The sequence below is a fragment of the Novispirillum itersonii subsp. itersonii ATCC 12639 genome, from assembly GCF_000381985.1.
GTDB lineage: Bacteria > Pseudomonadota > Alphaproteobacteria > Rhodospirillales > Rhodospirillaceae > Novispirillum > Novispirillum itersonii.
On the sequence record NZ_KB907343.1, the window covers coordinates 1 to 13,948 of the forward strand.

The window sequence follows — 13,948 nt, forward strand, 5'->3', positions numbered from 1 at the left end:
AACCCGACCGCCAGCATCATCCACCGCGCCCGCACCGCCTCCGCCATCACCTCGGACTCCGGGGCGCTGACGATCAGCACCCACCGTTCCGCAACACCGTCAACCCCGAACGCCGTCGCGCTGACCAAACTCGGCACACCCGTGACCGGGTCGGCCATTGCCCGCAAAATTGACCCGCCCGCCCGCACATCTGTCAGCAGACGCAGAAGCTCCGGGTTGTCCACCGGCCTGCTGACTGCGGCGTCATCCGGGGTGGCGACCCACTTATCATCATGCGACACCACCATCGCAGAGCCACCGGCATAAGTCTTGATCTCAGCAGCCCGCTTCTGCAGCGTAGTCAGCGGAATATCGACGGAGATCACCCCAATCGCCTCATCCGCCAGATCAAGGATCGGCGTGGCGATGGAGGCCATCAGCGTCGGTACCCCCAGAACATCATCCAGATAGGGCGGCGTCAGAATGGTCCGCCGGGTCTGCAGGGGATGGTCATACCAGATCTTCTCCGCATCACTGCCAGTCAGCGGTGCAATCGCCGTACGGGCAACGCCCTTGTCGTCACGCGCTGCATACAGCAGGAACCGCCCCTTCTCATCCCCCAGATCCGTTCCGGCATAACGCCGGTCCTGGCCATCAAAATCAGCCTGAAATCCCCCGAAGAAGCCGATGTAGTCCGGGTTGTTGATCAGTTCCTTCCGCAGGACCTGCGCGAACAGATCCCGGTCGAAGCCATTTTCATTCTGCAGGAAGGCATGGGCAATCCCGGTCCCGGACCGGGCGACAGAACGGGCGCGGAGCAACAGGCCGGACATCGCCTCCGCCTGTTCTGCCGCCCGCCCCTGCAGGGCTTCCCGCGCCCGGGCCCGGGCGGAGTCAGTCAGGGTGTCAGACGCGTACCAGATCACCGCCAGCAGTGAAGCCAGCACCGTCGCCAGAAACGGGACCAAAATCTGGCGGCGTAACGACCCCCTTGCCCCGGCTGCGCTCTTTTTCATTCCCGAAGTCTCCCCCCGGCAAGGTTATGCCCCACCGTTTTCTCTCTGTTTACCGCATCATTGTCCCGGGCCCGTCCGCACCGGGGAAATCTGCGTCAGCAGAGTAACATAGATGTCACTTTTGGCAGCTTCTAAAGTGATCACATTACCGCCACGCCTGATCCACCCATGAAAAAACCGCTGCCGGGGTCCTCTCCGGCAGCGGTTTTTCTCAGATCTCAAACAGATATTATTCAGCGGCACTGGGGTGATAGATCTCACTGCCCTGCTCGCGGAACTTTTCACTCATCTCACTCATCCCCTTCTGGGCATCTCCCTTCTGGATATCTCCCTTCTGGGCATCCCCACCAAACTCATTGCGGATGTCCTGCGTGATCTTCATCGAACAGAACTTCGGCCCGCACATCGAACAGAAATGTGCGGTCTTATGCGCTTCCTTCGGCAGGGTGGCATCGTGGAATTCCTGCGCCTTTTCCGGATCAAGCGACAGGTTGAACTGATCCATCCAGCGGAATTCAAAGCGGGCGCGGGACAGGGCATCATCCCGCAGGCGGGCAGCCGGATGGCCCTTGGCAAGGTCAGCCGCATGGGCGGCAATCTTGTAGGTCACCACGCCAACGCGCACGTCTTCCTTATCCGGCAGGCCCAGATGCTCCTTCGGGGTGACGTAGCACAGCATAGCGGTGCCGAACCAGCCGATCATCGCCGCACCGATGCCAGAGGTGATGTGATCATAGCCCGGCGCAATATCGGTGACCAATGGCCCGAGGGTATAGAACGGGGCATCGCCACAGTGTTCGCGCTGCTTGATCATATTGGCCTGCACCTTGTGCATCGGCACATGGCCCGGCCCTTCGATCATCACCTGCACGTCCTGATCCCAGGCGACCTTGGTCAGTTCACCCAGCGTTTCCAGCTCGGCAAACTGGGCGCGGTCGTTGGCATCGGCCCCGGCGCCCGGGCGCAGCCCGTCCCCGAGGGAGAACGACACGTCATAGGCTTTCATGATTTCGCAGATTTCCGCGAAATGGATGTACAGGAAGTTTTCTTCGTGATGGGCAAGGCACCACTTGGCCATGATCGAGCCGCCGCGCGACACGATGCCGGTGACACGGTCGACGGTCATCGGAATGTAGGGCAGACGCACCCCGGCGTGGATGGTGAAGTAGTCAACACCCTGTTCGCACTGCTCAATCAGGGTATCGCGGAAGATATCCCAGGTCAGATCCTCGGCGATGCCGCCGACCTTTTCCAGCGCCTGATAGACCGGCACGGTGCCAATCGGAACCGGGCTGTTGCGCAGGATCCATTCACGGATGTTGTGGATGTTACGGCCGGTGGACAGATCCATCACCGTATCCGCACCCCAGCGGATCGACCACACCAGCTTTTCCACTTCCTCGGCAATGCCGGAGGTGACGGCGGAATTGCCGATGTTGGCATTGATCTTGACCAGAAAATTCCGGCCAATCGCCATCGGCTCCAGCTCAAGGTGGTTGATGTTCGCCGGAATGATGGCACGGCCACAGGCTACTTCCTGCCGGACCCAGTCAGCGGTGATATCGTCGGGGATCACAGCATCATAGGGCACGCCGTCACGGGCGCGCAGACGGTCAACATGCTCGCGGGCCTGCTGGCGCAGCAGGTTTTCGCGGATCGCCACGAACTCCATTTCCGGGGTGATGATGCCCTTGCGGGCATAGTGCATCTGGGTGACGTTGCCACCGGCCTTCGCACGGCGCGGCTGGCGGGTGACCGGGAAGGTCGGGGCCAGCATCGCGGCGCTGGCGTTGCCGTTGTCTTCCGGCTTCACGTCACGGCCGGCATACAGCTCGGTATCGCCCCGGGCGATGATCCACTGTTCGCGCAGGGCCGGAAGGCCCTTGTCGATGGCATGGACAAAAGACGGGTCGGTATAGGGGCCGGAGGTATCATACAGACGGATCGGCGGCTCGCCGGAAGACGGCTCCAGCGCCACTTCACGGAACGGCACCGGCACGCCCATCGGGCCTTCGGCATAAACCTTGCGCGATCCCGGCAGCGGGCCGACCGTAATGTTGGTCGGGGCCTTGGTGATGGAATTCATGTGGATCTCCCATGCCTGCAAAAGGAGATCCGGGTTTGGCGAGTGCGGCTTGAAATGGTCCGTCCCTCCGCCGGTATGACCCGGATCAGGTTCTAAGGGTTCCCGGCTTTCTCCGGATCTCAGCCCGACGACACGCGTCGCGGCACCCCTCGGTACTTCGGCAGACAATGAGAGCAGGGCCACGCCCTGTCAAGGGCCGCCCCGGCCCTACGCCTTCCCCCTCTGTCATCTTCCCTATCGCGGTCAGGGAAATGCCGCAGGTGCTAACACAGCAGGCATTCCATGCCCGCAATTTGGGCAGCTATGCTGACATACTTTATCCAAAGTGGTCTCTTTCCAACCTTTCCTGCCCCTTAGGCGATACCACCAAGGTGGCATCGTTTTTGCTGATATAAGTACAAAGAATAATGGGTGGCCATGGACCCAACGAGGTCCGCACAGACGTAATGCAGTCCCAGCCGACAGCAGGAGGCTCCCCCCATGTCCAATCCCGAGCGGATCGTTGCCCTCGCCGAAAAAGTATCAACCGTCACCACCGCCAAAATGAACACCATCCACCAGATCACAGGATCGGTGCGGATGCTGGCGCTGAATGCCCTGATTGAAGCCAACCGCGCCGGTCAGCACGGTAAAGGCTTTGCCGTCGTGGCGACTGAAGTGAAATCCATCTCTCAGGCCATCACCGACGTGGCAAAAGAGCTGGAGCAGGAACTGGCGGGCAGCGCCCGGGATCTGTCTCTGCTTGGGCGTGGGCTGGTTGAGCATGTGCGCGGCACCCGGCTGGCCGACCTGTCCCTCAACATGATCGAGATCATCGACCGGAATCTGTACGAACGGTCCTGCGACGTACGGTGGTGGGCCACCGATGCCGCCGTTGTCGATGCCATCACCACCCCGACCCCGGCGACCGCACGCCGGGCGACGGAGCGGCTGGGGGTGATCCTGTCGTCCTATACGGTTTATCTCGATCTGTGGGTGATTGATGCCAAAGGCTCCGTCATTGCCAATGGCCGCCCCGACCGCTATCCGCAGGCGGTGGGCCGGTCGGTGCCGCAGGGTGAGATTTTCCGCCGGGCCATGAACACACAGGACGGCGGGGACTTTGTGGTCGGGGATATCCGCACCTATGATGCCCTCGGCGGGGCACAGGCTGCGGTGTATGCCACCGCGATCCGGGAAAGGGGCGATACGGATGGCGCTCCGGTCGGGGTTCTGGCCATCTTCTTTGACTGGCAGCCACAGGCGGAGGCCGTCGTCAAAGGCGTGCGCCTCAGCGATGAGGAACGGGCCAACAGCCGCTGCCTGCTGCTGGATTCCAACGGGCGGGTCATTGCTGCCTCAGATGGGCAGGGCGTCCTGACGGAAACCCTGCGACTGGACACCGGGGGGGCAGACCGCGGCCATATCGCTGCCGAAGATGGCACCGTCACCGGCTTTGCCCTGACACCGGGCTACGAAACCTATGCCGGACTGGGCTGGTACGGGGTCATCGTGCAGTCCGTGCCGCAATAACGGGGGCAGAAGCCGGGAAAGGGTCAGTGACTGGATCCGCTGACCGTCAGACCGACCACCCCGGCAATCACCAGACCGATACAGGCAATCTTAAAGGGGGTCAGCTGTTCCCCGAACAGCTGCCAGCCGATCAGGGCGATCACCGTGGTGCCGATGCCTGACCAGATGGTGTAAGCCACGGAGACATCGATCTTCTTCAGGGCCAGTGTCAGCATGGTGAAACTGATGGCATAAAGCACGAACAGCGCCACGCTCGGCACCGGGCGGGTGAACCCTTCCGACAGTTTCATACTGGTGGTGCCAGCCACCTCAAACACGATTGCGCCAGCCAGAAACAGCCAGTACAGGGTCATCGGGTCTCTCCGTCGCGGCCGGGCAGGGGATGCTGTAAGCCTGCGGCATTCTCATACCGCACCGCCCGGAAGTAAAGCCCGGTCGGCGGTGCCGTCGGCCCGGCCTTCGCCCGGTTCCGGGCCTCCAGCGCCCGGCGCACATCGTCATGGCTCCAGCGGCCCAGACCGACCAGGGACAGCGTCCCGATAATATTGCGGACCTGATGATGCAGGAACGACCGGGCGCGGACGAACATCTCAACATGCTCGCCCTGACGGGACACCACCAGCTCATCAATGGTTTTCACCGGGCTGTTGGCCTGACATTCCGCAGCCCGGAAGCTGGTGAAATCATGTTGCCCGACCAGTTCCTGCCCGGCGGCATGCATGGCATCGGCATCCAGCGGCTGGGGCACCCACCACACTTTTCCCGCCTCCAGAACCGCCGGGGCCCGACGGTTGAGGATGCGATAGACGTAAGACCGTTCCACTGCGGAAAACCGGGCATGAAATGTGTCGTCGACCTCCTCGGCCTCCACCACCGCCACCGGATGCGGCCGCAGGTGGGCGTTCAGGGCCTCCCGCACTTTCCGGGCCGGATCAGCGCGGACCAGATCGACATGCGCCACCTGACCATAAGCATGCACACCGGCGTCGGTACGCCCGGCAGCATGGGCGGTCACGGTTTCGCCGGTATAGCGCAGCACAGCCTGTTCCAGCGCGCCCTGTACCGACAGGCCGTTATCCTGCCGCTGCCAGCCGACAAACGGCCCGCCATCATATTCAAGGGTCAGTTTATAACGCGGCATTGCCCTGATTCTGCTGTTGGGAAGACAGTCCCCCGTGTGTAGCGCCTGCCGCCTGCCCCCGCAACGGCGATACCGGGAGAGCAGCGGATTTTCAGCATTCAGGGCTAGAAAATCTAATCACTCCCCCCATTGACGCCCCACCGACCGCAGATCAACACTGACCTCCGGCGGATCCAAGAGTCCGCCAGCTCCCCACCCCACGAGGTCATCATGTCGCTGCAAACCTGGCTGCTGTACGTCACCACAGTCTTCTTCGTGTCCGGCACCCCCGGCCCGAACATGCTGCTGACGATGACCCATGGCATTCATTACGGGGTGCGCCGCACCACGATCACCTGTCTGGGGCTGGCCAGTGGCCTCAGCCTGATTATGGCCGGATCCGCAGCCGGGCTTGGGGCCCTGCTGGCCGCGTCGGAAACGCTGTTTACCGTCGTCAAATATGCCGGGGCAGCCTATCTGGTCTATCTGGGTATCAAGGTCTGGCGGTCCACCCCCACCCCGGTATCGGAATCCGGTGGGGCCGCCGGGCAGCAGTCCGCCTGGGGTCTGTTCCGCAGCGGCTTTCTGGTGTCGATGAGCAACCCGAAAGCGTTTGTCTTCTTCACCGCGCTGTTCCCGCAGTTCATGGATGCCAGCCAGCCGCAGGCAGAACAGCTGGCGGTTCTGGCCGCCACCTTCTTTGCCATTGAGCTGTCGTGGAACTTTCTCTACGCCGCTGGCGGAGCCCGTATGGCCCGCTGGCTGAACACCGCCCGCCGCCTGAAGATGGTCAATCAGGTTTCCGGCGGCGTGTTCGTCGGGGCCGGTCTTCTGCTGACCAGTGTCTCGCGCTGATCCCACCCCATAAGAAACAGGCCGGAAAACCCCTTTCCGGCCTGTTTTATTTTATCTCAGTACGGTTCAGGCCAGTGCGGCTCAGGCCAGAACAGTTCCGGCTGACAGCGGTGTGCCCCGCAGAAAATCTGCGGTCGGCAGAGCCCCCTTTCCCGCCCGCTGCAGACTGAGCAGACGGACACAGGCCCCGTCACCGCAGGCCACCGCCAGCAGGTCATCGGCCACGGTCCCGGCAGACTGGCCGCTCCGGGTGGTCAGGGCTTCCGCCTGCAACACCTTGATCCGCTGACCATCACTCTCAAACCACGCCCCGGGGAACGGCGACAGACCGTTAATCTGGCGGGCGACATCCACCGCCGGGCGTGACCAGTCGATCCGGGCCTCCGCCTTGTCGATTTTGGCCGCGTAGGTCACGCCGTCTTCCGGCTGCGGGACCGCAGGCAGGGTGCCCGCCGCCAGTCGCTCAAGAGCGGTCAGGATCAGACCCGCCCCCTGCTGTGACAGCTGATCGTGCAGGGCGCCGGTGGTCAGGGTCGGGGTAATGGCAAGGGTGTCGGTCAGCAGCATCGGGCCGGTATCCAGCCCGGCTTCCATCTGCATGATGGTGACCCCGGTCTCGGCATCTCCGCTCAGGATCGCCCGGTGAATCGGGGCAGCCCCGCGCCAGCGGGGCAACAGGGACGCATGAATGTTGATACAGCCAAGACGCGGCGCATCCAGCACGGCCTGCGGCAGGATCAGCCCATAGGCTGCCACCACCGCAATATCAGCCTGCAGAGCGGCAAAGTCCGCCTGAGCCTCCGGCGTGCGCAGACTGACCGGATAACGCACAGAGATCCCCAGCGCTTCAGCAGCCTGCTGGACCGGGCTCGGCCGGTCTTTCTGTCCCCGTCCCGCCGGACGCGGGGGCTGACAGTAAACCGCAACCACATCATGACGGGCGGCAATCGCCTGCAGGGCGGGGACCGAGAAATCCGGGGTCCCCATGAAAATGACGCGCATCACGCCTCCTTCCGGGAGGACCGGGCCACCGGCACGTATTCCCCCTTCAGGTCCCCGACCTTCTTGGCCTTGGTCAGGCGGCGCACAATCATGTTGCGCTTCAGCGATGACAGATGATCAACAAACAGGGTCCCGTTCAGATGATCCATCTCATGCTGGATCACCACCGCCAGCAGGCCGTCGGCCTCCCGCTCCCGCAGTTCATTATGCTCGTCGAGATAACGGACGCGGATCCGCGCCGGGCGCATCACTTCGGCGTATTCTTCCGGCAGCGACAGACAGCCCTCTTCATAGGGGGCCAGATCCTCGGATTCCCAGACGATTTCCGGGTTGGCCATGCGGATCGGGGCCGGGTCTTCGCCCCGGTCAGCGGCATCCACCACAATCACCCGCTTCAGAACCCCCACCTGCGGGGCGGCAAGACCGACGCCGGGGGCGGCATACATGGTGTCCAGCATGTCATCCATCAGGGTGACGATGCTGGCATCAACCGCCTCGACCGGGGAAGCCTTGGTTTTCAGGCGCGGATCGGGGGCGACAATGATCGGAAGCAGGGCCATGGTCTGCCTTTGTGTTCGAAAAAACCGGAATGCGTCCGGCTGAGATAAGCCGCCGCGCCACTGAAATCAAGAAATCCTGACAGACCGGCCCGTCACCGGGGAGCCATCAAGGCCCCGCCGGGCAGAAAAAAGAGTGGCCCCTCTCCGGCAGGAGCAGGGCCACATCAAGGATCTCTCGACACGATCAAGGGGACACCATCCCTTATGGGCCATGACCTGAAAGCGGTCTGCTGGCCCCATCCCCGCCGGAAACCGGCAGAGGTCACTGCCGCCACAGGCAAGCCTTACGGCGGGGGCCCGTTCCCAGTACAGGGACCAGATACCCAGATACCCAGATACCCAGATACCCAGATACCCAGATACTCAGATACTCAGATCGAGCTTGCGCTGATCTTTCGGCTTCTGGGGTTGTGCCGGGGCCTGACGGGCGGCAATTCCCGCCAGTCCTTCAACCACCTGCGTCAGGGTAAAAGCTGCCAGACCGATTTCGCGGTCGGCTTCCACCAGACTGCTCTGCAGAGCGCGCTGACTGACATCATCCTGCGGCGAAATACCTGCCAGCGCGGTCAGCGCCGCCTGCCCCTGCCGCAACGTATCTGAGGCCCGGCGTGCAACCTCGGTGATAGCCTGCGCCATCGCCCGGCTCTGACTGTCTTTTTTGCCGCTGTCATTTCCGGCAGCCGTGCCGACCGGGGGCAGATCCTCCTGCTCGCCGGGGGCCGTCCGGTGAGAGGTCACTTCCGGCTGTGGCCCCAGCGGATTGCCGACCGGGGGAATATCCTCGACCTCACCGGAGCTGCTGCGGCTGGCAGCCAGTGCCGCAGCCGCCCGGCGGGCAGCCTGCTCGGCCTTATCATCCGTGTTACCGCCCGTTGCCCCGTTGCCGCCGTTCTGGCCGGACCCACTGTCCCCACCACTGCGGGCACCGGGCTCCGACGGGCTGATCCCCACCGGGGCAAGATCTTCCACCCGCTGGCCGGAGGCAATTTCAAACGAGGTCGGCTGCTGAATCTGCTGCGGAGCCGGGGCAGCGGACTGTGCCACCTGCGCCACCATCTCGGTGGCGGGCAACACCCCCCCATCGGTCACCGGCCGGGTGACCGATGCCGGAATGGCACCGGAGGCCGCATTGGCGGCAGCGGTGCCGCCGGCAGCCTCAGCCAGAACCTGCGCCGCGGCGCGGATACTGCGGGCAGCCCCGGCGACCTGCTGGGCTGCGGCACGGGCAGCAACCACATCATTGCGGCTGACCGCCTGCCGGGCCCCGGCTGCGGCCTCAACCCCGTCAAGACCGGCCAAAATCACCTGCTGGCGACCGGACTGCAGCAACTGTTGCCGGCGCTGACCGCTGTCGCCTGTCGCCCCATCCTCAAACGACCGGTCAGAGGACGACGAAGCCGACTGCGTGGCACTGAGCGACGCCGCGACCGACTCCAGCATCGCATCAAGGGACTGTATATGATTGACGTCTGTATCATCCCGCTTGCTGTGCGGGATTGCGAACGATGCGCCGACTGTGCGGGCGCGTTCGACCGGACCGATCATGGCTTCTGCCTCCAGGGTGTCGTCCCCGGAGAATCGGCGTCCTTGCACACGGGGCCTTAAATTACCCGCACACATCCGAAACCAACCGGGATTTTGACAGATCTCCAGCATGGTGCGACTTCTGGCACCAGTTAGGATGAATCTACCTGATCGTCGCGCGATCTGCCATACCGCGGAGGAACTACGACTCAGACCAACGGCGGCATCCCACCGGGGATACCGCCGTTCCGTGTGCGTGTAAAATCAGCCGAAGAGAAGGAAACAGCGGGGTTCAGGCCCGCCCGTCACTCCCCCTGCCCACGCGGGTCTCAGTATGTGGTGCGGACCGTATACGTCAGGGTTACACTTTTTCCCGCCGGAACCGGCACGGTCCAGACCGCCGCACGTCCATCCAGACGTTTTCCGGGCATCGACTCGGTGAGGATCTTCCAGTCTCCGCCCATCGGCTCAACCACTTCGACCGTCTCGGCGGTGGTTTTGGCGTTGCGCAGAATGATCTCGTGGCTGGTTTCCTGCGTGCGGTCACTGATCTGCACCAGATTGGTCAGCCGCCCGCCTGCCGTCAGGTCAAACGCGGCCCCCAGCGGCAGACGGGCAGTTCCGTCCACCGGCAGATCATTGAGCATCGTTGACCCCAGCAAGCGGGCCTGTCCCTTGGAGTCGGACTGGTACAGCCGCACGGCACCGCCCGGCACCGGCTGACCAATCCCCCCCTTGCCGGAGTTGGTCACGGTCAGGAACGACGGGATAGCCTGCGGCACCGCCGCTTCATCGCCGCTGTCACGGGTCCCCGCCCCTGTCACCACATAAACGGTCTTGGCGGGCAGGGCATCCGCCCGCAGCAGGGTAATCTGCCGGGTTTCATCCGGGGCCAGAGAAACCGGGTGATCGACGGTATAAAGATACACGTTCCCGAACGCCTCACGCTCCGGCAGCGCGGCCCGCTTTTCCATCATCGGGGCAGCCGCCATTGCCACCATCGGCGCCGGGCGCGGCGGGGGCATCAGATCATGCGCCGATGCCTCCACCTGCCCCGCCACCAGCGCCAGCTTCACCGCATTCCAGGGCTGACGGGTGGTATTGCTCAAGGTGGCGGCAGTGGTCAGCTGCGCGGTTTTGCCATCGGCAGAAAGATCAATCACGTGATCGGCTGACCATGACAGCCCCTCGGACAGATACCGCAGGGCCACCACCCCTGCCCCGGCAGAGGCCGCATCCGCCGAGACGGTCAGCGCCGGGGTCAGCGGCAGATCAGGCGGCAGGGCATCAAACAGGACCGCCCCCGGCAGGCCGAGGCGGATCTTGCCGTTGATCTCCAGCACCGGCTCCGGCTCCGCCCGCAGGACCCGGGCCTGTTCCTGCACTTCCTTGCCGTCAACCTGCCGGATCAGGGTAATCACCTTCCCCTCATGGGCCCGCAGCAGATCCTGCATCAGCGGCCGGGCCGGGCGCCATGCCTGCTCCCGCACTGCAAAGGCCGGGCCGGAAACCGGGACCACCCGCACACTGGGCGGAATCAGCCCGCTGCTGACATTGCCGAACGTCAACAGCGACTCGCCCTTATCCAGTGTCACCGGCCGCTGTTCCTCGATCAGGGCCGGACCGGCCTGATACAGGGTCATCGCCACGGCTGACCGCTCCGCCACCCCGGCAGCGGCGGCAGGCAGAGACAGCCCCCCGATCGCGGCCACTCCAGCCAACAGCAGAGCCGCCCGGTGACTGCGGCCAAACGCCGGACGAAAACGCGGAATGGTCTGGAAACGGGCCATAGCGGCAAACTCCTTCAGGAGAGAAAAGAACATTTCAGAAACGCAGGCCTTGGCAAGGCACAGGCGGCAGCGTACACAGGCAGTATCTCATCTCACAGCTATGGCGAGAATACGGTCAATGGGTGGCACAATCTGGGGAGATGGTCTGATCTGGGTGTTTGTGGTGGTGGCCATACTGGCCTGTGCCGGGGCGGTGGCCGCCATCATGGTTGCCCTGCGGGTGGCACGGCATGCCTCGCCCCTTCCCGGCGGAGGAGATTTCGACCAGACCGCCCGCGCCCTGTATTCCGCACAGGCGGAACTGGCCGGGCGGATGGCCCAGATGGCACAGGCGCAGGCCGCTGCCAATGCCCAGCTGGCAGAGCGGATGCATCATCAGGAACGGACGGTCTCCCGCGTGCTGGAAGAACGGCTGGCAGAAATGTCGCGCCGGGTGGGGGAGGGCCTGCATGTCACCACGGAACGCACCTTTGCCCACATGAATGCACTGGGCGAGCGGCTGGCGGTGATTGATGCCGCCCAGAAAACCATTCAGGATCTGTCCAGCCAGATCATCGGCCTGCAGGATATCCTGTCAAACAAACAGGCCCGTGGTGCCTTCGGGGAAGTGCAGCTGAATGACCTGATCACCGGCACCCTGCCGCCGTCGGCCTACCGCTTTCAGGCGGTGCTGTCGAACGGGCGGCGCGCCGATTGCCTGCTGGCCCTGCCCAATCCACCGGGGCCGATTGTGGTGGATGCCAAATTTCCGCTGGAAAGCTATTACGCCCTGCGCAATGCCGCTGACGACACCGGCCGGATCCATGCCGGGCGGGCCTTTGCCGCTGACGTGCTGAAACATGTGCGCGATATCGCCGAAAAATACATCATTGCCGGGGAAACCGCCGAGTCGGCCCTGATGTTTCTGCCGTCTGAAGCGGTTTATGCCGAACTGCACGCCAGCTTCCCCGAGGTGGTGGAAAAAAGCTACCGCGCCCGGGTCTGGATCGTCAGCCCCACCACCCTGATGGCCACCCTGAACACCGTACGGGCCGTGCTGAAAGACGCGCGGATGCGGGAACAGGCCGGGGTCATTCAGGGCGAGGTCGAAAAGCTGCTGGAAGACGTCAGCCGCCTGGACTCCCGGGTTGGCAAGCTCGCCACCCATTTCGCGCAGGCGCAGGATGATATCCGGCAGGTACAGATCAGCACCGATAAAATCACCAAGCGTGCCGAACGGATCGAAGATGTACAGATCGGCGATGACCGCAGCGCGCCGGACGCTGCCCCGCCCCAGCAGCAGCCTCTGACGGCCCCGCCCCGCCCCCAGCCGCCGGAACGCTGGGCCCGCGGGCCGATCGGCCACCCCGCACCCGGCCCACAGGGGCCGGGACCACAGACACAGGGCCGCCAGGAGCCTCAGGCCTGAATATTCAGGGTCTGGCCGCTGGTCACGGCAAGGCCCAGCGCCAGCCCTTCCACCTCGGCGGACATCTGTTCCACCACCCCACGGTATCCCCGGCCCGGCCTGTCCTCGGGCCGGGCTGCGCCGGAGGACGCCGCACCGCTCCCATCAGCCTGTTGCCGGGCCGCTGGGTCAGGCTCCTGCTCCTGCGGGCCGGGACGCAGTCCCCGTAGAATTGATACGATCTGACGGGCAAGGGCGACGGCCCGGGCAGCGTCCCCCTGCGCGGCCAGCAAAACCGGGTCAACCCCGGATCCCCCCGCATTCCCGGCGGAGGCCGACGCATCGCGCCCCTCCCCCTGCCGGGCCTGATCCTCCTGTCGGCGGGCAGCGTCCTGCTCTGCGGCATCAACAGTCCCGTCACCGTTCAGGTCCTGCCCGCTGGCCTGAAGAGCCCCCTGCGTGGCGGACCCGGTTGATACCGGCGTGACAGATCCATCAGCGGCAGCCCCGGCAGATGCAGACGAATCCGCCGCCGGAGCCGTTTCAGGGCCGGAGGCCGCCGCCGGACTGTCTCCGGCAGAGGCATCCCCCTGCTGCCCAGCTCCTGCCGCGCCGGACAGAAAAGCCGTGGCCGAAGCGGCATGTAACGTCCGCAGCGCCGCGCTGATATCGCGCAGAACCCCTTTGACCGCCTGCGCGATAGCCTTGGCACGGTCCACATCCCCGGCAGCAGCAGCGGTTTGCGCCTGCGTTTTCAGGCGCTCCATCTCTTTGCGGGCTTTTTCCAGCTTTCGGGCGGCTTCCGCCTGCTCTTCCTTCCGGCGGTCAGTCGCAACCTGCTGCTGACGGGACCGGCGGGCATCGTCCAGCGCCTTCTGACGAATATCCAGTTCCGTCTCAAAACGGTCTGCCAGACTTTGCGCCTGCAACAGGGATTTGCGCTGCGTTTCCGTCAGGCCGGTGAGATCCATCAGGGTGGAACGCGCACCGGAAGAACGGCGCTGCCGGGCCTTGCGCAGCAGCGTGAAATAGTCATCTCCCCCACCCAGGGGGTTTGACGGGACCTGCGAAGCCATGGCGTTCTGCCTTTTTCCGGGGTCTGAACTCTGTCTGTCAC

12 protein-coding genes and 1 riboswitch are annotated in these 13,948 nt (G+C 64.1%); of the genes, 3 read left to right on the forward strand and 9 right to left on the reverse strand.

Annotated elements, in window-relative coordinates; genetic code table 11:
- Positions 1–995: cache domain-containing protein (locus G365_RS0111245; RefSeq protein ID WP_155976236.1), on the reverse strand; the 995-nt coding region annotated here is incomplete at its 3' end.
- A 229-nt stretch (positions 996–1,224) separates the two neighbouring features.
- Positions 1,225–3,081 carry a phosphomethylpyrimidine synthase ThiC gene (thiC, locus tag G365_RS0111250; RefSeq protein WP_019645631.1) on the reverse strand — a complete coding sequence of 619 codons (1,857 nt, stop codon included), beginning with the start codon at positions 3,079–3,081 and terminating at the stop codon, positions 1,225–1,227.
- 45 nt (positions 3,082–3,126) lie between these two features.
- A riboswitch (TPP riboswitch) is annotated at positions 3,127–3,241 on the reverse strand.
- A gap of 320 nt (positions 3,242–3,561) precedes the next feature.
- On the opposite strand from thiC, the gene G365_RS24475 reads away from it, so the two are divergent.
- Positions 3,562–4,593 (forward strand): methyl-accepting chemotaxis protein, encoded by a 1,032-nt coding sequence (locus G365_RS24475; RefSeq protein WP_019645632.1) that lies wholly within the window; start codon positions 3,562–3,564, stop codon positions 4,591–4,593.
- A 23-nt stretch (positions 4,594–4,616) separates the two neighbouring features.
- On the opposite strand, the gene G365_RS0111260 is transcribed toward G365_RS24475, so the two are convergent.
- Positions 4,617–4,946 carry a DMT family transporter gene (locus tag G365_RS0111260; protein WP_019645633.1) on the reverse strand — a complete coding sequence of 110 codons (330 nt, stop codon included), beginning with the start codon at positions 4,944–4,946 and terminating at the stop codon, positions 4,617–4,619.
- Positions 4,943–5,734 (reverse strand): tRNA pseudouridine(38-40) synthase TruA, encoded by a 792-nt coding sequence (truA, locus tag G365_RS0111265; RefSeq protein ID WP_019645634.1) that lies wholly within the window; start codon positions 5,732–5,734, stop codon positions 4,943–4,945. Before truA ends, G365_RS0111260 begins: the two co-directional genes overlap by 4 nt.
- A 210-nt stretch (positions 5,735–5,944) precedes the next feature.
- On the opposite strand from truA, the gene G365_RS0111270 reads away from it, so the two are divergent.
- Positions 5,945–6,568 carry a LysE family translocator gene (locus G365_RS0111270; protein WP_019645635.1) on the forward strand — a complete coding sequence of 208 codons (624 nt, stop codon included), beginning with the start codon at positions 5,945–5,947 and terminating at the stop codon, positions 6,566–6,568.
- Positions 6,569–6,649: 81 nt separating this feature from the next.
- On the opposite strand, the gene fmt is transcribed toward G365_RS0111270, so the two are convergent.
- The 4 genes from fmt to G365_RS0111290 all read right to left on the reverse strand — a co-directional run bounded on the left by fmt (position 6,650) and on the right by G365_RS0111290 (position 11,444).
- On the reverse strand, positions 6,650–7,570 hold the full coding sequence (gene fmt / locus G365_RS0111275; protein WP_019645636.1) for a methionyl-tRNA formyltransferase: 921 nt from the start codon (positions 7,568–7,570) through the stop codon (positions 6,650–6,652).
- On the reverse strand, positions 7,570–8,130 hold the full coding sequence (gene def / locus G365_RS0111280; RefSeq protein ID WP_019645637.1) for a peptide deformylase: 561 nt from the start codon (positions 8,128–8,130) through the stop codon (positions 7,570–7,572). Before def ends, fmt begins: the two co-directional genes overlap by 1 nt.
- Before the next feature lie 363 nt (positions 8,131–8,493).
- On the reverse strand, positions 8,494–9,675 hold the full coding sequence (locus G365_RS0111285; RefSeq protein ID WP_019645638.1) for a hypothetical protein: 1,182 nt from the start codon (positions 9,673–9,675) through the stop codon (positions 8,494–8,496).
- Between the two features lie 308 nt (positions 9,676–9,983).
- A complete protein-coding gene (locus G365_RS0111290) occupies positions 9,984–11,444 on the reverse strand; it encodes a DUF4139 domain-containing protein (protein ID WP_019645639.1) in 1,461 nt (486 codons plus the stop codon).
- Between the two features lie 118 nt (positions 11,445–11,562).
- On the opposite strand from G365_RS0111290, the gene G365_RS21235 reads away from it, so the two are divergent.
- Positions 11,563–12,852, forward strand: coding sequence for a DNA recombination protein RmuC (locus G365_RS21235; protein ID WP_019645640.1), 1,290 nt, complete (start codon positions 11,563–11,565; stop codon positions 12,850–12,852).
- Here the strand turns inward: G365_RS21235 and G365_RS0111300 are convergent.
- Complete coding sequence (locus tag G365_RS0111300; RefSeq protein ID WP_019645641.1) at positions 12,843–13,907, reverse strand: hypothetical protein; 1,065 nt, start codon at positions 13,905–13,907, stop codon at positions 12,843–12,845. The genes G365_RS21235 and G365_RS0111300 overlap by 10 nt on opposite strands.
- Positions 13,908–13,948: the final 41 nt, after the last annotated feature.